The following is an 18,507-nucleotide window of genomic DNA, read 5'->3' on the forward strand; positions in this document are numbered from 1 at the left end:
CCTCACGCGCGGCCTGCGAGGACCGCGGACACGTCTCGCGCCGAGATTCCGTCATCGAGCCCCAGCACCGCTTCGGCGACCCGCGCCACATGCGCCGGGGCGAGCGCCATGCCGGCGTTCTCCTCGAACTTCGCGCGAATGTCGGCGGCGCTGAGCGGGCTGTCCGAGGCGCCGCGGTTCATGTGCTCGCGGTGGCGCAGCTCGCGCCCGTCGGTGAGGGTGACGATCACCTCGCCGGAATAGTATTTGGGGAAGGCGGAGTTGGGGTCCGGCTCGTAATCCACCTTGTGGGCCACCGCGAGGGTGGTGGCGTCGTTGAGCGCATCCGGCTCCAGCTCGGCGAGGCCGAAGCGGCCATGTACCAGGCCCGAGGCCACGGCGAAGGGGATAGAGAACTGCGCGTCGTAGCTGTTCTGCGGCTTCTTCTTGTGGTGGACCGGCTCACAGACGGTCTTCACCACCTCGGCCGGCACCAAAGCGCGCACCTGGGCGATCTGCTCGGGCCGGATGGCATGGGCCGCGCGCAGGGCCACGGCGGCATCGGCGCAAGCATGGGTGAAGTGGCAGGCGGGAAGCGGCTTCACCGCCACCTTCTCCACCTCCCACACCTCCTCCAGGCCCTCCGTGGCGAGGGCGAGGTTGGCGGGATCGAAATAGGTGCCGAGATGGCTCGGAAAGAGGCCGAACCGCCCCTCATACACCGCCTTCGGACCCAGGAAGCCGTTGCGCGCCAGCGCCGCCGCGGTGATGCCAGCGACACCCGCCCAGCCCGGATGCATCCTCTTGGTCCAGGCGCCGTCCTGCAGGAATTCGAGGCTGCCGGAGGCCATGGAGAGCACGATGCCCTGGGCGTGGGCGAGCTGCTTCGCCGTCAGGCCCTTCAGCTTGCCGGCGACGAGCGCGCAGCCGAAGGCGCCGATGAGGCCGGTCGGGTGGAAGCCCACCTGGTGGAAGCCGCCCTTGGCGACCGAGCCGAGGCGGGTCGCCGCCTCCATGCCCACCACATAGGCGGTGAGGAGGTCACGGCCGGAGGCGCCGGTCTCCGCTGCAATGCCGAGGGCCGTGGGGAAGCAGCTCGACGTCGCGTGGATGATCCCCGCCGTGTGGGTGTCGTCGTAATCGAGGCCGTGGATGAGGAAGCCGTTCATCATCACCGCGTCCCGCAGCGCGAGGCGCACCGTGGGATGGCCGATGACGTCGCCCGCGCCCGCGCCGAATTCGCGCAGGGCGCTGAGCGTGCGGTGGGCGAAGTCGTACTGGGTGGAGGCGAGGGCGATGCCCACCGCGTCGAGGATGAGGTAGCGGGCCCGCTCGCGGACCTGCGCGGGAATGGCGGCCCCGTCCAGCCCCTCGGTGAAGTCGGCGAGGCGGCGGGAAATGAGCTCGGCCGCCTCGATCCGGATATGGTCGTTCATGGCGTTTCCTCTTATTTGACCAGGGCCAGCGAGATCGCCGGGACATAGGTGATGAGCGCGAGGCCGGTGAGCCGGACCGCGAAGAAGGGCATGACGCCGCGCGCCACCTCGTGCACGGGAATGCGGGCGATGCCGCTCATCACGAACAGGTTGAGGCCGATGGGCGGGGTAAGCGTCGCGATCTCCACGTTGGCCACCATGATGACGGCGAAGTGGATGGGATCGGAGCCGAGTGCGACGGCGGCGGGGAACAGCAGCGGCGCCGTCAGCACGATGAGGGCGATGCCGTCCAGGAACATGCCCAGGAACAGGAGGACCACGTTCACCACCAGCAGGAACACGTAGTGGTTGGTCCCGGCGGCGTGCAGGGCGCCGATGAGCGCCTGGGAGACGCCCATGCGCGCCATGACGAAGCCGACGAGGCTGCCGCCCATCACCACCGCGAAGATCATGGTGGTCTGCAGCATGGATTCCCGCGCCGTCTCCCACATGACGCCGAGCCGCACCGTGCGGTAGACAAACAGGCACAGCAGCGCGGCATAGCCGGCGGCGAAGGCGGAGACCTCCGTCGGCGTCAGGAAGCCGGAATAGATGGAGCCGATCACCAGCACCGGCATCAGCAGCGCCGGCGCGGCCATGGGCAGGCGGCTGGTGAAGCCCTTGAAGTCCGGCCGTGCGGTCTTGTACCCGAAGTCGTTCCGCTTGGTCATGATCGCAACGCCGATCATGAGCAGGACGGCTTCCATGATGCCGGGCAGGATGCCGGCCAGGAACAGCTTGTCCACCGGCAGGCCGACGATGGAGCCGATCAGGATGAAGCCGAGGGAAGGCGGGATCATCAGGCCGAGCGTGCCGCCCACTGCCACCAGGGCGGCGGCGAAGCGCACCGGGTAGCCCTCCCGCTTCAGCCCGTCCACCGTGGAGCCGCCGATGGCCGCCGCCGAGCCCACCGAGGAGCCCGACACCGCCGCGAAGAACACGGAGGTGATGAGCACCGTCTGGGCGAGGCCGCCGCGCACGGCGCGGACGATGGAGCCGACGAGCTCGATCATCAGCTCCGCGATGCGCCCGCGCATCATCAGGTTGCCGGCGAGCACGAACATGGGGATCGCCATCAGCGAGTAGGAGTTCACCGACTTGAAAGCGGTCTGGGAGATGACGGTGATCGGCACGCCGCCGAACACGAGGAGCAGCGCCGCCGCCACCAGGCCGAGGGCGACCGCCACATGGCTGCCGATGGCCAGGAAGAACAGGGCTGCGGGCAAGGCGAGGGCGAGGGTCATGCCGCGCCTCCCTGCCGGTCCGCCGACGCTTCAGGCAGCGGATCGAACGGGTTCTGTCCCCTGAGCGCGCGCACCACGCAGCCGGCGTAATAGACGGCGAGCAGCACCGCGCCGATGGGCATGGCGAGGAACAGCGCCCACATGGGCAGGTCGAGCGTCGATTCCGTCATCATGCCCATGGTGTAATAGCGCTGCGCCTGGGGGATGGAGGCGAGGAACAGGATCACCGCGAACACCACGCCGGCGAGGCTCGCCAGGAAGTTGCAGGCCCAGCGGCCGCGCGGGGGCAAGGCATCCGCCAGCATCTCTGTGCGGATGTGCATGCCGTTGCGCCCGGTGGCGCCGATGGCGAGGAAGAAGGCCCACACCATCAGGTAGCGCACGCTTTCCTCGGCCCAGAAGTAGCTGTGGCCGAGGAACCCGCGGCTGAACGCCTCCATCAGCATGATGCCGGTGGCTGCGAGCGCGAGCAGGGTCGCGAGCGACAGGAGCGGGCCGCATTCGAGCCGCCCCCAGAGGCTGCCGCGCCGGCGCGCGGCGGCGGGCGGCCCATCCGCCCCGGCGGAAGGGGGCTTCGCGCCCGTGGTTTCAGCCACCCACGCCACAGGACGCCTCCATCTTCTTGACCTTGCCCACAAGGCCGGGGTTCGCCTTGTCGAAGGGCGCGTTCGCCTCCTCGGCGAGCTTGCGCCAGCGGGCGATCTCGGCATCGTCGGCGACGTTGAACTGCGCGCCCTGGCTCCTCATCTTCTCCACGAGCTTCTCGTCGGCCGCCTTGGCCTCCACCCACTCGCGCGCGGAAATCTCGCGGATGGAGGAGGAAACCGCCTCCTGGAGATCGGGCGAGAGGCCGCTGAACCAGGCGTTGTCCACCACCACGGCATAGGTGGCGAGCTGGAATCCCGGCACGTACCAGCCATACTTGCCGCTGATGCCGATCATCTCGGCCCAGCCGGCCGGCGAGGAGAAGACACCGTCGATGGCGCCCTGGGACATGGCGGAACTCATCTCCGAGGCGGCCATGGAGACGGGGCTGATGCCAAGCCGCTTCATGGTGTCAAGGAAGATGCGCCCGCCGGTGACGCGCACCTTGGTGCCCTTCAGGTCGTCCATCTTCTTCACTTCCTTGTTGCCGAAGATGAAGAAGAGGTCGGCGGTGCGCATGAGGCCGAGCACCTTGAGGCCGCGCGGCTCCACATAGGAGGAGATGATCTCCGTCAACCCGCTGGAGAAGCAGGCATTGGTCATCATCTTGTCGCTGACCGCGAAGGGCAGGTTCAGGACGCCCGCCTGCGGCGCGATGGATTCGATGCGCACCGAGACGGGCCAGACCATCTGCACGGACCCGGTGCCGAGAGCGGCGAGCGCATCCTGTTCATTATAGAGCTGGCCGGCGGGGAAGACCTGCACGTCGATCTTGCCGCCGGTCTTCTGCTTCACCAGATCGCCGAACTGCTTCTGATAGTCGGTCTTCCAATGAGTCGCGGCCACCTCGTTCGGCAGCACGAGCGTCTCCGCCGCAGCCGCCGGGCCGGCCAGCGCGGCCAGTGTCAATCCGGCAATCAGAATGGACTTCGGGCTGAGCATCTTCATCTTGGCGAATCTCCCTCTTACATCTCCAAGAAAAACCTCTCCATTATGGAGGCCTTTTTCCATTTCTTGCTTTGGATCTGCCTTGGCGCCGACGTGTCAGTAGCCGGCCTCAGTATCGATGTTGCCCTCGCGTTTCTGGATGAGAGCCGAGCGATCGAACGTCATGAAGACGGTGCCGTCCGCCTTCACGCCCTTGGTGCGCACCTTCACGATGCCGGCGCCGGGGCGGGACTTGGACTCCCGCTTATCCAGCACCTCGGATTCCGCGTAGATGGTATCGCCGGGAAAGACCGGGGCGGTGAGCATGATGGATTCCCATCCCAGATTGGCGATGGCCTTGCCGCTCACGTCCGGCACGGTCATGCCCAGCACGATGGCGACCGTGAGCCCGCTATTGACCAGGGGCTTTCCGAATTCGGACTTCGCCGCATAGGCCGCATCGCAGTGCATGGGATGCAGGTTCATGGTCATCAGGGAGAAATTGATGTTGTCGGCCTCAGTTATTGTGCGGCCAGGCCGGTGCTCATACACGTCACCGACCTCGAAATCCTCGTAGTATCGGCCAAGTTCTCCACGATACCTTTTTTCACCGATTTTCTTCACGAAATGACCTCCCGCGCCAAGACATTTTGGTCGTCTTTTTATTTGTTCGGTTGTCCGTACAAACATGGCAAAGGCCAGAGGGCTTGTCAACAGCCGGGCGGCAACACCGCAGGGCAATCGAATGAGTTTCGTGTAGCGGCGCGAGCCGAAATGTGATTCGGGCTCTCCTGCGTGATTCGCGGCGCGGGAGGCGTGACGATGGTTGACGATGAAGCCGAGGGGCTGGGCGGAAAGCTTGATTTTCTTGGACATTTTTCGGCGCTGGCCGACCCGCGGCAGTCGGTCAAGGTTCTCTATCCGCTCGACGAGGTGCTGCTTCTGACGCTGTGCGCGGTGCTGTTCCTTCGACCGGGCGGGCGGCAAGGGCGCGGTGCATATGGTTTCGGCCTGGAGTTCGGTCCAGAAGCTGATGCTGGGCGCCCGCGCGACGGACGAGAAATCCAACGAGATCACGGCGATCCCGGAACTGCTCGACCTGTTGGCGCTCAAGGGCGCGATCGTCACCATCGACGCCATGGGCTGCCAGAAGAAGATCGCCAAGAAGGCCATCGACAAGGGGGCCGACTATGTCCTCGGCCTCAAGGGCAATCAGGGAACCCTGCGCGACGACGTGGAACTGCTGTTCACCGAGCACATGGCCTGCGGCTTCAAGGATGTCGCCGTCTCGCGCGCGTCAAGCTGCGACGCCGAGCACGGCCGCATGGAGATCCGCGAGGCGTTCGCAGTGGAGGACATCGCCTGGCTCAAGCAGCGCCATGACTGGAAGGGCTTGCGCTCCATCGTGGCAATCGTCTCCAGCCGCGAGACGGCCAAAGGCAAGGAGCAGGAGAGGCGCTTCTACATCTCCTCGCTGCCCGCCGACGCCGACAAGCTCGCCAGCGCCATCCGCGCTCATTGGGGCGTCGAGAACTCCCTGCACTGGGTCTTGGACGTCAATTTCCGCGACGACGACTGCCGCATCCGAAAGAAGAACGCGCCCGCCAACTTCACCGCCGTCAAGCGCGCCGCCATCAACGCCTTGCGAAAAGCGCCCGACAGCCGGGGTGGATGCCCCTTCGAGCGAATGTCGCGCAGTCCATCGGGCCCCTGTTGGTTGCGTGCCTATCCGGTTGACGCATACACTCACTAGATGTAGATATTTATCTGTCATCGATCGGACGAGGCGGTTGCTACGATGGACGTTCTCGACCGCGCCGCGCTCGCATTTCCGAAATCGCTTCCCGAATTCCAGCAGCTTTTCCCGAGCGACGCGGCGTGCGCCAGCTATCTTGAAAAGGCCCGCTGGGCCGAGGGTTTCATCTGCCCGCATTGCCGCGAAGTCGGCGAACCGTTCCGCATCGCCACGCGGCCAGGTGTCCTGACCTGCCGCAAATGCCGCCGCCAGACGGGATTGACGGCAGGGACCGTCATGGAACGCAGCCATACGCCGCTGAGCATATGGTTCTGGGCCGCTTATCTCGTCGCCAGCCAGACGACCGGCATGTCCGCCGTGCAGTTTCAACGCCAACTTGGGCTCTCGCGTTACGAGACCGCCTTTGGCCTTCTCCACAAGCTCCGCGCGGCCATGGTGCGGCCCAACCAGGACAGGATCGGTGGTCGGTCCGGCCAACATGTCGAAGTGGACGAGACGTGGGTCGGCGGACGGACGCGCGGCGAGGGTCGGGGCGTCCATCACAAAGTCCTCGTGGCCTGCGCCGTCGAAGTGCGTCATCGTAAGCCGGGGACCGCGCAGGACACGCGCAAGGACGGGCGCTACGCCGGGCGCTACGCCGGGCGTGTCCGGCTTGCTGTCGCGTCCGACCGGAGCGCCGAGCAGCTTTGCGGATTTGTCGAGAGCGTCGTCGAGCCGGGAACGCTCACGGTGACGGACGATTGGAGCGGCTATGCAAGCCTGCGGAAGCGCGGCTACGACCATCACGCCATCGCCGAATGCGGCGATCCAGATGTCGCCGAAGAATTTCTGCCCATCATCCATCTCGTCTTTTCGAACTTGCAGACTTGGCTCAGCGGCACCCATCACGGCGTCAGCGCGAAGCATCTGCAAGCCTACCTCAACGAGTTCACCTTCCGTTTCAATCGGCGCTTCTACCCCTTCAACGCCTTCCGCTCGTTGCTCGGGATCGCCGGCGAAGTCGACGCGCCTACATTCGACGCGCTTTATTCAGGAGAGTGGCGGCACCCTACATTTAGCGGCTGTATGCTTTAATCGGATAGGCACGGTTGGTTGAAGCGATGGACCCAATCGCGCAGGGTCTGGCGATCCATCCCACCGATCCGCGCCGCCTGCTCGCGGTCCATCCCGTCGAGCACCGCCGCCAGCGATAACAACCGTCGGCTCTGATTAGCGTGCTTCGATGCCGCAGCGAGCCGCCGCAGGTCCAAAGCCGAGTAGTCCGTCCGAAGCTTCACCGCAGCGGCCATGGCGCGAATCCTCCCCGCGCCATGGAATCAGCGATCCGACCCGCCGAAAAGCCCGGAAGAGTCAGCCGCCGTGGCCGTTGGTATAACAACACTCACCGGGCTACAAAATGGGTTCGGCGACGACGCGTTATGAAATCTGCGGTCGTTGTGCGCGTGGCTCGCCAGACCAGCTTCCAGCGAGACGATTGGTTCTGCTTGCCCGCAAATACTTTTCGTTCAGAACAGCCCCATCGGGCTCACCATCAACTGATCGGCGGCGCGCTTTTGTTCGTCACTGAAGCTCGCATAGAGCGACTCCACCGATGCTTTAATTGTCCGGAGCGATTCCTGGCATAGAGCCATAGCCTTCTCGATCCGCTCAAGGCGAACCGGGAGAGCGACGACCCGCACCTGCATCATATCGTCGCGCATGCCCATCATCGCCTTCGCGTTGGCTCGCACGGCGTCTGCGAACACGATCCATTTGGATTCCTGAACGTCGGTGATCTTGAGCTCGGTCTTCAGGAATGCCAACCGGCCCTCGATGTGCCCGGTCATCATCCCCATCATGGGCATACCGCCAGCACCCATCGTCGACATCATGCCGCCCATGGGCATTTGTGAACCGGGCGAGCTCAAGGGTGTGCTCGGCGCTTCAGGCGCGATCTGCCCGGCGCGTGGCGTCGGCGCCGCCTTGGCGCTCCCCTACATCGGCACCGACGCCATGCAGATGCACCTCGACGAAATCTCGACCATGGTCGCCCGAGGAGCGCACGCCGTGCTGCTGCTCGATCGCGCCGGATGGCACACCACGGGAATGCTCACGGTGCCGAAGAACGTGACGCTGATCTTCCTGCCGTCGCGATCACCGGAGTTGAACCCGGTCGAGCAAATCTGGCAGTACCTGCGCTCGAACTTTCTCTCCAACCGCGTCTTCGAGACCTACACCGACATCGTCGACGCCGCCTGCGATGCCTGGCGCAGCCTCGTCGACAGCCCGGACGTCATCACATCGATCGGAATGCGCGACTGGGCACACATCGGTCAGAAATGAGGGCCGTTGGTATAAAGTGTCCTCGGGAGACATTTACGGGTGATGTGCGGCGCTTTCGGTACCGACCGGGTCTCTCCACCGCGGATGCGTGACCGGCACCCGAGGGGGTCTTCACCACCGCTGATGGCGCCTGCAAGCCATAAATAGCACCGCGAGATCAAAAGCCTGCTCAGGCACACCCTGGCAATGCCACCCTCGCCCGGAAACGCCCTCCCGGCGCGCAAGCCCCAAACATTCTATGGAGGTATTATAGTCGTGGCGGTTGATGCAGTCGGCAGCGAACCCGTCTCCGCTAAAATTCCCTGACCCGCGGGAATTTGCAGGGAATTTTGCCGATTCCGGGCTTCCAGTCGGGACTAATGGCCCGGCTATTGCCTTGAAATACGACACGCTTTTCGCAAATTCCCTACACATTGAAGCGGGGAATATTTTTCCTTCGCCGCGGGGCTCCTCGCGGTCGGTCTGTGCTTCGCCCTCGGCACGCTGATCCGGCGGCAGTCCATGGTCATGCTGGTGCTGTCGGGCATCATCGTGGCGGCCTGCTTCAACGCGCTCCTCTCCATCCTGAAGATCGTTGCGGATCCAGTGGATGTGCTGCCCGTCATCACCTTCTGGCTGCTCGGCGGCCTCAACCGCGTCACGCCCGGCGCCATTCCGCCGGCGTTCGGCCTGATCCTGGCATCCTTGGCGGTGGTGGCGGCCCTGCGCTGGCAGGTGACGGTCCTGGCATCGGGTGCCGAGGAGGCGCGGGTCATGGGGGTGCGCATCGGGCTCGTGCAGTTCGCCCTCGTGCTCGCCGCCACGCTGATGACCGCGGCGGCGGTGGGGCTTGCGGGGACGGTGGGCTGGGTCGGCCTCATCGTGCCGCACATGGCGCGGCTTGTCGCCGGAGGCGGCTTCGACCGAACGCTGCCCGTGGCGGCGCTCCTCGGCGCGCTGTTCCTCCTCGTGGTGGACGACATCTGCCGCAGTGCGGACGCCATGGAGGTGCCGCTCAGCATTGTCACCGCCCTCGTCGGCGCGCCGCTGTTCGCCCTTCTGCTCTACCGCCAGCGGGAGGACATCGCGTGATGCTGCGGGTGGAGGACCTCAGCTTCCGGCGCAGGCGTGGCGCGCCAGTGCTCGACGGCGTCAACTTCTCCCTCGCCGGCGGCGAGGTGGTGTCGCTGCTCGGACCCAATGGCGCCGGCAAGACCACGCTCCTGCGCGCGATCCTCGGCTTTCTGCGGCCGCAGGCGGGCCGGGTGCGCATCGACGGGGAGGACGTGGCGCGCCTGTCCCGCCGCGCCGCCGCGCGCCTCGTCGCCTACGTGCCGCAGGCGACGCAGAACGCCGAGCCCCTCAAGGTGCGCGACCTCGTGCTCATGGGGCGCACCGCCCATCTCGACCTTCTCGCCATGCCCGGCGCCGAAGATCGCGCCATGGCCTTTTCCGCCCTGGAGCGACTCGGCGTGGCGCATCTCGCGGAACGGCCGGTCACCGCCATCAGCGGCGGGGAGCGGCAGATCGTGCTCATCGCCCGCGCGCTCGCGCAGGAGGCGCGGATCCTCCTGCTGGACGAGCCCACCGCCAGCCTCGACTACGGCAACCAGCTCAAGGTGCTCGACGCCATCCGGAGCGCGGTGGCGGACGGCCATGGCGTGCTCTGTGCCACTCATGCGCCGGACCACGCGCTGTTCCTGGGCGGCAAGGCGGCCCTCATGAAGGAGGCGCGGCTGATTGCTTTCGGCCCGGTGCAGGATGTCCTGACCTCGCAGCGCATGAGCGACCTCTACGGCGCGCCCGTCGCCGTGGTCGCGCACGAGACCGGCAGGCATGCCCGCATGGTCCTCATCCCCTTTCCCGACCATGCGGTCCCACCGCGAGACAAGCCATGCGACCCAACAAGCCATGCGACCCAACAAGCCATGCGACCCATCCGTCTGCTAGCCGCCTCCTGCCTTTCCGCCTGCCTCCTCGCCGGGACGGCAGGGGCGGGGGAGCGCACCTTCACCGACGTGGCGGGACGCGCCGTCACCGTCCGGCAGCCGGTGGAGCGCATCGTCACCGTCGGCTCGGTGCCGGTGATCAAAAGCTTCGTCTTCGCCCTCGGCGACGCCGGGAAGATCGTCAGCGGCCTGCCCGAGTTCGCCCGGCGTCCGGGCTGAAAGTACCAGTTCGTGTTCGCCCCGTCTCCTCGTTGGAATGCATGGCGAAACATAGGATGGCGGCTTCCAGGATCAGGTCGCGCGTCGCGTCCGTCGGCTGCACGACCGATCCGGCGGACATTTCCTCTCCCACAAAACAATTGCACTCAATTCATGTTATGTAGAGTATCATGCTCCAGTCAACGATTGTTGATCAAGATCAATGCTCGCTCGCCGAATTCTGGCAGTTGGGGTATCCACGAAGGCCTCATCCGACGATGGGACGGAGATCTGCGATGTCAAATGATGCCAACACCTCAGGCGTGCAATCATTGGTCGATATTTTTATGAAAGGTGCGCCTTTTCAAGTCGCCTGGCTGAAGATCGCCTCCGAAGGCCCGCTGAACGTCTACTCGACCGCATCGAAGCAGCTGCTCGCTGCCACTGCGCGGCAGCTCCAGATCCAGGCGGATTATGTGGCGAAGATCGCCCAATGCGACAATCCCGCGGACATTCTCGCCGCGCAGGCGGAGCTGGTGCAGAAATCCGTCGGCTCCAGCCTCGAGAGCGGCCGGCAGATCGCCGATGCGGTGAGCAAAGGCCTCCCGGCCGCATCGTGACGTTGAAGGTCGGCCTCATGCTCCGCCGGGCCACCCACGCAGCCTGATCGCTCACGTTCCAGCCGCATAGCGCAGTCGCTGTGTCGGCGTGGCCGTTGCGGACCGCGATGGGCTCTGCGCGCCCCTCAACGGAAGACCTCCTGCCCATGACCCTGGCCCGAAAACTCCTGTTGTTCGCCGTCCTCGCCGCGATCTTGGGCGGCGGGGGCTATCTCGGATGGCAGACGTTCTTCAGCCGCGACCTGCCCGCCGGCATCGCCAGCGGCAACGGACGCATCGAGGCCACCGAGATCGACGTCTCCACCAAGATCCCTGGGCGGATCAGGGAAATCCTGGTGAACGAGGGCGACTTCGTGGAGGCCGGGCAGGTGCTTGCCTACATGGACACGGAGCAGCTCGAGGCCCAGCGCCGCCAGGCTGAGGCCCAGTTCCAGCGGGCCCGGATCGGCATCGACACCGCCAGGAGCCTCGTCACCCAGCGCGAGGCGGAGCGCCGCGCGGCGCAGGCCACCATCGCCCAGCGCGAGGCCGAGCTCGACGCCGCCAACCGCAAGTTCGCCCGCTCGGCCCAACTGGTGAAGACCAACGCCGTCTCCGAGCAGGTCTATGACGACGACCGGGCCAATGCGGAGGCCGCCAAGGCGGCGGTCGGCGCAGCGCAGGCGCAGCTCGCGGCCAGCGAGGCGGGGATCAGCTCGGCAAAGGCCATGGTGGTGGATGCGGAAGCGGCTGTCGATGCGGCCCGTGCCGCCATCGACAGCATCACCGCCGACATCAACGACGCCGTCCTCAGATCCCCCCGGGCCGGCCGCATCCAGTACCGCGTCGCCCAGCCCGGCGAGGTGCTGTCCGCCGGGGGGCGGGTGCTCAACCTCGTCGACCTGGGCGACGTCTACATGACCTTTTTCCTGCCGACGGTCCAAGCCGGCCGGGTGGGCCTCGGCGCAGAGGTGCGCCTCGTGCTCGATGCCGCGCCCCAATACGTCATCCCGGCCAAGGCGACCTTCGTGGCGGACGTGGCCCAGTTCACCCCGAAGACGGTGGAGACGGAAGAAGAGCGGCTGAAGCTCATGTTCCGCATCAAGGCGCAGATCCCGCCCGACCTCTTGAAGAAATACATCCAGCAGGTGAAGACGGGCCTGCCCGGCATGGCCTATGTGCGGCTCGATCCGGCGGCCAAGTGGCCCGCGCGCCTCCAGCAGGGGCTCGTCCAGTGAGCCCGCCGGAGGGTGCGCCGGGGGGCCATCCTGCGGTCGCATCGCTGAAGGGTGTCTTCCTGTCCTATGGCAAGACCCGGGCGCTCAACGCCGTGGACCTGGAGATTCCCGCCGGGTGCATGGTCGGCTTCATCGGGCCGGACGGGGTCGGCAAGTCGAGCCTCCTGTCCCTCATCGCCGGGGCGCGCATCATCCAGGAGGGCGAGGTGCGCGTGCTCGGCGGCGACATGGCCGACGCGCGGCACCGGCGCGCCACCTGCCCGCAGATCGCCTACATGCCGCAGGGCCTCGGCAAGAACCTCTACCCCACCTTGTCGGTGTTCGAGAACGTGGACTTCTTCGGCCGCCTGTTCGGACAGGGACGGGCCGAGCGGAAGCGCAGGATCGACGAGTTGCTGCAGAGCACCGGCCTTGCCCCATTCGCCCACCGACGGGCGGGCAAGCTCTCCGGCGGCATGAAGCAGAAGCTCGGCCTGTGCTGCGCGCTCATCCACGATCCCGACCTGCTCATCCTCGACGAGCCCACCACCGGCGTCGATCCCCTGTCGCGGCGCCAGTTCTGGGAGCTGATCGACGACATCCGCAGCCGGCGGCCGGGCATGAGCGTGATCGTCGCCACCGCCTACATGGAGGAGGCGGCGCGCTTCGATTTCCTGGTGGCCATGGATGCTGGCAAGGTGCTCGCCACCGGCACGCCGGCCGAGTTTCTCGAGAGGACGGGGGCAGCCAATCTCGATGCCGCCTTTATCGCGCTGCTTCCGGAGGAGGCGCGGCAGGGGCACCAAGAGGTGGTGATCCCGCCCCGCCCGGAGGGGGCGGACGGCGAGGTCGCCATCGAGGCCGAGCACCTCACCATGCGCTTCGGCGACTTCACCGCGGTGGACGACGTGAGCGTCCGCATCGGGAAAGGCGAGATCTTCGGCTTCCTCGGCTCCAACGGCTGCGGCAAGACCACCCCATGAAGATGCTCACCGGCCTGCTCGCGGCCAGCGAGGGCACGGCGCGCCTGTTCGGCAGGGAGGTGGATCCCAACGACATGGCGGTGCGCCGGCGCGTGGGCTACATGAGCCAGGCCTTCTCGCTCTATTCGGAGCTCACCGTCGCGCAGAACCTCGACCTGCACGCCCGCCTGTTCGGCCTCGACCCCAACGCCATTCCCGCGCGGATCGCCGAGATGGTCGCGCGCTTCGACCTCGCCGACTTCATGGACGCCCTGCCGGGCGTCCTGCCGCTCGGCATCCGCCAGCGCCTGTCGCTGGCGGTGGCCATGATCCACGGGCCGGACATGCTGATCCTCGACGAGCCCACCTCGGGGGTCGATCCCATCGCCCGCGACGGCTTCTGGCAGATTCTCGCCGATCTCTCGCGCAAGGACAACGTCACCATCTTCGTCTCCACCCACTTCATGAACGAGGCGGCCCTGTGCGACCGCATCTCCCTCATGCATGCGGGCAAGGTGCTGGTCTCCGACACGCCGGCGGCGATCGTCGCAAAGCGCGGCGCCAGGGATCTCGAAGCCGCCTTCATCGCCTATCTGGAGGATGCCATCGGCACGAAGCCGGCCACGCCGCCGCCGGCTCCCGCGCCGGCCGACGGCGTGGAAGACTGGGCCGGCAAGGTGGCGTTCGACGGCGGGCATGCCTTCAACCTGCGACGCATGTTCGCCTACACCCGCCGCGAGGCGCTGGAGCTCAGGCGCGATCCGATCCGCGCCGCCCTCGCCGTGCTCGGCAGCGTCCTGCTCATGCTGGTGGTGGGCTACGGCATCAACATGGACGTGGAGAACCTCTCCTTCGCCGTGCTCGACCGCGACGACACCGCCACGAGCCGCGACTACGTGCTGCAGATCGCCGGCTCGCGCTATTTCATCGAGAAGCCACCCATCACCGACTATGCCGACCTCGACCGGCGCATGCGCAACGGCGAGCTCAGCCTCGCCATCGAGATCCCGCCCGGCTTCGCGCGGGATCTCGCCCACGGGCGCAACGTCCAGATTGCCGCCTGGATCGACGGCGCCATGCCCATGCGCGCCGAGACGGTGAAGGGCTATGTCCAGGGGATCCATGCCAACTGGCTGACCCAGAAGACGCGCGAGCTCTATGGCAAGGCCGCCGCCGGGAGCTTCCAGTTCGCCATCCGCTACCGCTACAACCCCAACGTGGAGAGCCTCGTCGCCATGGCGCCGGCGGTCATCCCGCTGCTGCTCATGATGATCCCGGCCATGCTGGCGGTGCTCAGCGTGGTGCGGGAGAAGGAGCTGGGGTCCATCACCAACTTCTACGTCACGCCAGTGACGCGGCTCGAATTCCTGGTGGGCAAGCAGCTGCCCTACGTGGCCCTCGCCATGCTGAACTTCCTGATGCTCTCGGCGGTGGCCGTGTTCCTGTTCCGGGTGCCGTTCACCGGCAGCTTCGCCGCCTTCAGCTTCGGCGCCCTGCTCTATGTAGTGGTGGCCACCGGCATGGGGCTCGTCATCTCCACCTTCATGAGCAGCCAGATCGCCGCCATCTTCGGCACCGCCCTTATCACGCTCATTCCCGCCGTGCAGTTCTCGGGAATGACCGATCCGGTCTCCTCGCTGCAGGGGGCCGGGGCCGTCATCGGGCGCATCTATCCCACCACCTATTTCATCACAGTCTCGCGCGGGACCTTCTCGAAGGCGCTCGACTTCTCCGACCTGTGGGCATCCTTCGTGCCGCTCCTCGTTACCATCCCGATCCTGCTCGGCCTCGGGGTGCTGCTGCTGAAGAAGCAGGAGATCTGACCATGCGCGCGGCCAACGTGATCCAGCTCGGCATCAAGGAGCTGCGCGGGCTCGCCCGCGACCCCATGCTGCTCTTCCTCATCGTCTATGCCTTCTCGGTGTCCATCTACACCGCCTCGCGGGCCATGCCGGAAACCCTGAACCGGGCCGCCATCGGCATCGTGGACGAGGACCAGTCGCCGGTCTCCGTGCGCATCACCACCGCCTTTTACCCGCCCTATTTCACCCCGCCGCAGCTGATCACCCAGCAGGAGATGGACCTGCGCATGGATGCGGGCCGCGACACCTTCGCCCTCGACATCCCGCCCAACTTCCAGCGCGACCTGCTCGCCGGGCGCTCGCCCACCATCCAGCTCAATGTCGATGCCACCCGCATGTCGCAAGCCTTCACCGGCGGCGGCTACGTGCAATCCATCGTGACGGGAGAGGTGAGCGAGTTCCTTGACCGGGAGCGGGGGGAGAGCGCCTCGCCGCTGGACCTCGTGCTGCGGGCGCGGTTCAACGCCGAGCTGAACAAGAGCTGGTTCGGCGCCATCACTAACGCCATCTCCTCCATCACCATGCTGTCCATCGTGCTCACCGGCGCCGCCCTGATCCGCGAGCGCGAGCACGGCACCATCGAGCATCTGCTGGTCATGCCGGTCACGCCCACGGAGATCATGGTGAGCAAGATCTGGTCCATGGGGCTCGTGGTGCTCGTCGCCACGGCGTTCTCCATGACGGTCGTGGTGCAGGGCTTCCTCGGGGTGCCCATCCAGGGCTCCCTCGCTTTGTTTCTCCTGGGCACCGCCCTGCAGCTCTTCGCCACCACCTCGCTCGGCATCTTCCTCGCCACCATCGCCGGGTCCATGCCCCAGTTCGGGCTGCTCCTGATGATGGTGCTGCTGCCGCTCCAGGTCCTGTCCGGCGGCGTCACCCCGCGCGAGAGCATGCCGGAGATCATCCAGGCCATCATGATGCTCGCGCCCAACACGCACTTCGTGATGCTGGCTCAGGCCATCCTGTTCCGCGGCGCCGGGCTCGACGTCGTGTGGCCACAGTTCCTGGCCCTTGCGGTGATCGGCGCCGTCCTGTTCTTCTTCGCGCTCGGGCGCTTCCGGGCCTTCCTGCGCTGAGGGGCGCCCCGGGCTGAAGGCCGTCAGGCGAGGCCGAGGACCTTCCTCGCCACGTCATAGCCCTCCCGCTGATTGGCTTCGATGGCGATGTCCGAGAAATCATAGTCGCGGGAGGCCGGCTCGCCTTTGCGGCCGGCGCGCACGAAGCGCGTGATGGTGGTCGCCGCGCCGTCGCCCATGAGCTGGATATAGGCCGGAATGCGCTTGATCCGCGCGCTCTGGGCCGGGTCGAGCTGGGCGAGGACATGATCGATGAGCTTGCGATAGCCCTCAACCGTCGCGCGGTGGTGCAGGTCGGAGCGCACCCGTTCCGCATAGACGATCTCGTCGCGCCGGGCGAGGACCTCCATCATGTTGGTCGGCAGCGCTCGCTCGCCCGAGAACAAATCGACGATGAACACCCTCTTGCCGTCCGGCCCGCAGCGGTCGAGCACGAGGTCGAGGGGCGAGTTGCTGATGATGCCGCCGTCCCAATAAGCGGTGCCGTCGATCATGGTCCAGCCGAAGCCCGGGGGCAGGCTGCAGCTCGCCAGCACGTGGTCCGGCGTCAGATCGTCCACATAGCTGTCGAACACGTCGAGGGTGGCGGTCGTGACGTTGACGGCGCCGATCAGGAGGCGCACGGGGCTCGCCTTGAGGCTGGCGAAATCCACGTATTTCGCCAGCAGCGCCCGCATGGGGCCGGTGTCGTAGAAGCTGGTCCAGTTCGCCGGCCAGTCCTGTGGCCCACGCGGGAGCAGCGCCCAGCGGGGCGTGAAGAAGTTCGGCACGCCGTGGCTGAGAATCTTCGCCGCCGCGATGGCGTGGCGCAGGTCGGGGAACGCGATCGGGGGCGTCGCCACCGCGAGCTCGGCCCAGAACGCTTCCAGCGCCCGGGCCGCCTGCTTCGGATGACCGGCGATGATCGCTCCGTTCAGGGCGCCGATGGAGACTCCGGCAACGATGTCCGGGAAGATGCGGGCCTCCTCCAGCGCTTTCACCACCCCGCACTCGAACGCGCCGAGCGCGCCGCCCCCCTGGAGAATCAGCGCCGTCTGCGTGGAGATGTGATCGAGGACGAAGGCTGGCTCGGTGAGGCGCTCCTTCACGTCGCCGAGGCCCACGCGATAGCGGATCAGGCCCTCGGCAACGCGGGTCTCGTCGGCTGGCCGGCCCACCGAGAACAAGGCGCGGGGCACGTCGCCCTTCAGGTAGAACAGCGCGAACGATCCCTCGTCCAGGGCGCCGCGGGCGATCCACGAATCCGCCTCCTCGGTCGCGCCGAGCACGTTGAAGCCGATGTCACCGACCTCGCAGAAGAAGTAGGAGACCTCGTCATAGCGAAGCCTTCGGCCGAGCATGTTGCGCGCGGCGAGGCGGCCCTGCTTCTGGGCGTTGTCCCAGTGCTCGATGTGCCGGCGCCGCGCAAACACGGGATCGTAGAAGGTCGTGACGTCGCCGGCGGCGAAGACACCCGGCGCGCTCGTGCGCAGCATGGCATCGACCACCACATAGCCGTCATCGAGGGCGATTCCGCTGCCCGCGAGGAAGCCCGTGGCAGGCGCGACGCCGATGCTTACCACCACGAGGTCGCAGGGCAGGAGGCGCCCCGCGGCGGTGTGGATCTCACGAACCGCGCCTTCGCCGTGAAGCGCAACGGCCTGGTCGTCCAGGATCACGGTAGCGCCGCGGCTTTCCGCATGCCGCCGGAAATAGTCCGAAAGCCCCGTGGCTTCGAGATGTCGCAGCAGGACCGGCCCCTGCTCGATGATGGTCACCTTTAGGCCGGCGTCCAGGAGCGACATGGCGATCTCCATGCCGAGGAAGCTGCCGCCGAGCACCACCGCGTGCCGCGCGCCGGGGATCGCGGAGCGGATCGCATCGGCTTCGGCCTTGTGGCGAAGGGTGAAGACGCCCTGAAGCGCGGCGCCGGGGACGGCGAGAGGCTTCGGCCCGGCGCCGGTGGCGATCAGCAGCCGCCCGTATCCGATCCGCTCCCTTTGCGCGGTCGCGACGGTGCGCTGGACCGCATCGACGGCGGTGACCACGGTGTGCAGGGAAAGATCGATCTTCTGCCTGTCGTAGAAGTCCTGCGGGTGGACGAAGATGCGCTCCTCGCCCTCGGCTCCGAGCAGGAGGCGCTTGGACAGAGGCGGCCGGTGATAGGGCCGCACGTCCTCCGCGGAGAGGATGCGGATGCTGCCGGCCGCGCCTTCCGCGCGCAGCGTCTCCGCGGCGACCGCGCTCGCCAGCCCGCCGCCCAAAAGGAGGAAATCGGCATGGGCAGTCGGATCCTCGACGGCGCCTGTCGCGCGCGATGCTTCCATGAAACGGCTCC

General features: G+C 66.6%; 15 protein-coding genes and 3 pseudogenes. 10 read left to right on the top strand and 8 right to left on the bottom strand.

All coding sequences use genetic code 11. From position 1 onward, the window contains the following. Positions 1 to 2: 2 nt before the first annotated feature. The 5 genes from ABLE93_RS23380 to ABLE93_RS23400 all read right to left on the bottom strand — a co-directional run bounded on the left by ABLE93_RS23380 (position 3) and on the right by ABLE93_RS23400 (position 5,347). Positions 3 to 1,415 carry an MmgE/PrpD family protein gene (locus ABLE93_RS23380; protein WP_348842155.1) on the bottom strand — a complete coding sequence of 471 codons (1,413 nt, stop codon included), beginning with the start codon at positions 1,413 to 1,415 and terminating at the stop codon, positions 3 to 5. Positions 1,416 to 1,426: 11 nt separating this feature from the next. Continuing rightward, the gene (locus ABLE93_RS23385) at positions 1,427 to 2,698 is read right to left on the bottom strand and encodes a TRAP transporter large permease (protein ID WP_348842156.1); all 1,272 of its coding nucleotides are present in this window, start codon (positions 2,696 to 2,698) and stop codon (positions 1,427 to 1,429) included. Further along, positions 2,695 to 3,294, bottom strand: a complete 600-nt coding sequence (locus ABLE93_RS23390; RefSeq protein WP_348842157.1) for a TRAP transporter small permease — start codon at positions 3,292 to 3,294, stop codon at positions 2,695 to 2,697. The genes ABLE93_RS23385 and ABLE93_RS23390 overlap by 4 nt, the downstream gene beginning before the upstream one ends. Then, positions 3,287 to 4,291, bottom strand: coding sequence for a TRAP transporter substrate-binding protein DctP (dctP, locus tag ABLE93_RS23395; RefSeq protein ID WP_348842158.1), 1,005 nt, complete (start codon positions 4,289 to 4,291; stop codon positions 3,287 to 3,289). Before dctP ends, ABLE93_RS23390 begins: the two co-directional genes overlap by 8 nt. A gap of 96 nt (positions 4,292 to 4,387) precedes the next feature. Further along, positions 4,388 to 5,347 (bottom strand): MaoC family dehydratase, encoded by a 960-nt coding sequence (locus tag ABLE93_RS23400; RefSeq protein ID WP_348842159.1) that lies wholly within the window; start codon positions 5,345 to 5,347, stop codon positions 4,388 to 4,390. Here ABLE93_RS23400 and ABLE93_RS23405 point away from each other — a divergent pair. Both ABLE93_RS23405 and ABLE93_RS23410 read left to right on the top strand, forming a co-directional pair. Further along, complete coding sequence (locus ABLE93_RS23405) at positions 5,271 to 6,023, top strand: ISAs1 family transposase (protein ID WP_348842160.1); 753 nt, start codon at positions 5,271 to 5,273, stop codon at positions 6,021 to 6,023. The genes ABLE93_RS23400 and ABLE93_RS23405 overlap by 77 nt on opposite strands. A 45-nt stretch (positions 6,024 to 6,068) precedes the next feature. Further along, positions 6,069 to 7,100 carry an IS1595 family transposase gene (locus ABLE93_RS23410; protein WP_348842161.1) on the top strand — a complete coding sequence of 344 codons (1,032 nt, stop codon included), beginning with the start codon at positions 6,069 to 6,071 and terminating at the stop codon, positions 7,098 to 7,100. Positions 7,101 to 7,117: 17 nt separating this feature from the next. Here ABLE93_RS23410 and ABLE93_RS23415 read toward each other — a convergent pair. Together ABLE93_RS23415 and ABLE93_RS23420 are read right to left on the bottom strand one after the other, a co-directional pair. Continuing rightward, a pseudogene (locus ABLE93_RS23415) lies at positions 7,118 to 7,315 on the bottom strand (helix-turn-helix domain-containing protein); the annotation flags it as partial. Positions 7,316 to 7,531: 216 nt separating this feature from the next. Next, entirely contained in the window at positions 7,532 to 7,852 is a 321-nt protein-coding gene (locus tag ABLE93_RS23420; protein WP_348842162.1) for a Spy/CpxP family protein refolding chaperone, read from the bottom strand. Positions 7,853 to 7,952: 100 nt separating this feature from the next. Between ABLE93_RS23420 and ABLE93_RS23425 the strand changes: the two are divergent. The 8 genes and pseudogenes from ABLE93_RS23425 to ABLE93_RS23455 form a co-directional block, all read left to right on the top strand. Then, a pseudogene (locus ABLE93_RS23425) lies at positions 7,953 to 8,348 on the top strand (transposase); the annotation flags it as partial. A 441-nt stretch (positions 8,349 to 8,789) separates the two neighbouring features. Next, positions 8,790 to 9,419: pseudogene (locus tag ABLE93_RS23430) on the top strand (FecCD family ABC transporter permease); the annotation flags it as partial. Then, on the top strand, positions 9,419 to 10,495 hold the full coding sequence (locus ABLE93_RS23435; RefSeq protein ID WP_348842175.1) for an ABC transporter ATP-binding protein: 1,077 nt from the start codon (positions 9,419 to 9,421) through the stop codon (positions 10,493 to 10,495). The pseudogene ABLE93_RS23430 and the gene ABLE93_RS23435, both read left to right, overlap by 1 nt. 170 nt (positions 10,496 to 10,665) lie before the next feature. Beyond that, positions 10,666 to 11,094 (top strand): phasin family protein, encoded by a 429-nt coding sequence (locus ABLE93_RS23440; protein WP_348842163.1) that lies wholly within the window; start codon positions 10,666 to 10,668, stop codon positions 11,092 to 11,094. A gap of 146 nt (positions 11,095 to 11,240) precedes the next feature. After that, positions 11,241 to 12,311, top strand: coding sequence for an HlyD family secretion protein (locus tag ABLE93_RS23445; protein WP_348842164.1), 1,071 nt, complete (start codon positions 11,241 to 11,243; stop codon positions 12,309 to 12,311). Continuing rightward, positions 12,308 to 13,273: an ATP-binding cassette domain-containing protein gene (locus tag ABLE93_RS27065; RefSeq protein WP_510183075.1), complete on the top strand. Its 966-nt coding sequence runs from the start codon at positions 12,308 to 12,310 to the stop codon at positions 13,271 to 13,273. Before ABLE93_RS23445 ends, ABLE93_RS27065 begins: the two co-directional genes overlap by 4 nt. 2 nt (positions 13,274 to 13,275) lie before the next feature. Continuing rightward, positions 13,276 to 15,075, top strand: coding sequence for an ABC transporter permease (locus ABLE93_RS23450; protein WP_510183076.1), 1,800 nt, complete (start codon positions 13,276 to 13,278; stop codon positions 15,073 to 15,075). 2 nt (positions 15,076 to 15,077) lie between these two features. Continuing rightward, positions 15,078 to 16,190, top strand: a complete 1,113-nt coding sequence (locus ABLE93_RS23455; protein ID WP_348842165.1) for an ABC transporter permease — start codon at positions 15,078 to 15,080, stop codon at positions 16,188 to 16,190. A gap of 23 nt (positions 16,191 to 16,213) precedes the next feature. Here ABLE93_RS23455 and ABLE93_RS23460 read toward each other — a convergent pair whose 3' ends face one another. Continuing rightward, the gene (locus ABLE93_RS23460) at positions 16,214 to 18,496 is read right to left on the bottom strand and encodes an FAD-dependent oxidoreductase (protein ID WP_348842166.1); all 2,283 of its coding nucleotides are present in this window, start codon (positions 18,494 to 18,496) and stop codon (positions 16,214 to 16,216) included. Between the last annotated feature and the right edge of the window lie 11 nt (positions 18,497 to 18,507).

Source organism: Xanthobacter pollutisoli (assembly GCF_040044995.1).
Lineage (GTDB): Bacteria > Pseudomonadota > Alphaproteobacteria > Rhizobiales > Xanthobacteraceae > Xanthobacter.

Excerpts from the sequence above, each read along its gene's own strand:
- ABLE93_RS23385 (WP_348842156.1), bottom strand. The coding sequence starts at position 2,698 with ATGACCCTCGCCCTCGCCTTGCCCGCAGCCCTGTTCTTCCTGGCCATC.
- ABLE93_RS23440 (WP_348842163.1), top strand. The coding sequence starts at position 10,666 with ATGCTCCAGTCAACGATTGTTGATCAAGATCAATGCTCGCTCGCCGAA.
- ABLE93_RS23455 (WP_348842165.1), top strand. The coding sequence starts at position 15,078 with ATGCGCGCGGCCAACGTGATCCAGCTCGGCATCAAGGAGCTGCGCGGG.
- dctP (WP_348842158.1), bottom strand. The coding sequence starts at position 4,291 with ATGAAGATGCTCAGCCCGAAGTCCATTCTGATTGCCGGATTGACACTG.
- ABLE93_RS23445 (WP_348842164.1), top strand. The coding sequence starts at position 11,241 with ATGACCCTGGCCCGAAAACTCCTGTTGTTCGCCGTCCTCGCCGCGATC.
- ABLE93_RS23420 (WP_348842162.1), bottom strand. The coding sequence starts at position 7,852 with ATGACCGGGCACATCGAGGGCCGGTTGGCATTCCTGAAGACCGAGCTC.
- ABLE93_RS23450 (WP_510183076.1), top strand. The coding sequence starts at position 13,276 with ATGCTCACCGGCCTGCTCGCGGCCAGCGAGGGCACGGCGCGCCTGTTC.
- ABLE93_RS23410 (WP_348842161.1), top strand. The coding sequence starts at position 6,069 with ATGGACGTTCTCGACCGCGCCGCGCTCGCATTTCCGAAATCGCTTCCC.
- ABLE93_RS23380 (WP_348842155.1), bottom strand. The coding sequence starts at position 1,415 with ATGAACGACCATATCCGGATCGAGGCGGCCGAGCTCATTTCCCGCCGC.
- ABLE93_RS23435 (WP_348842175.1), top strand. The coding sequence starts at position 9,419 with ATGCTGCGGGTGGAGGACCTCAGCTTCCGGCGCAGGCGTGGCGCGCCA.
- ABLE93_RS23405 (WP_348842160.1), top strand. The coding sequence starts at position 5,271 with ATGGTTTCGGCCTGGAGTTCGGTCCAGAAGCTGATGCTGGGCGCCCGC.
- ABLE93_RS23460 (WP_348842166.1), bottom strand. The coding sequence starts at position 18,496 with ATGGAAGCATCGCGCGCGACAGGCGCCGTCGAGGATCCGACTGCCCAT.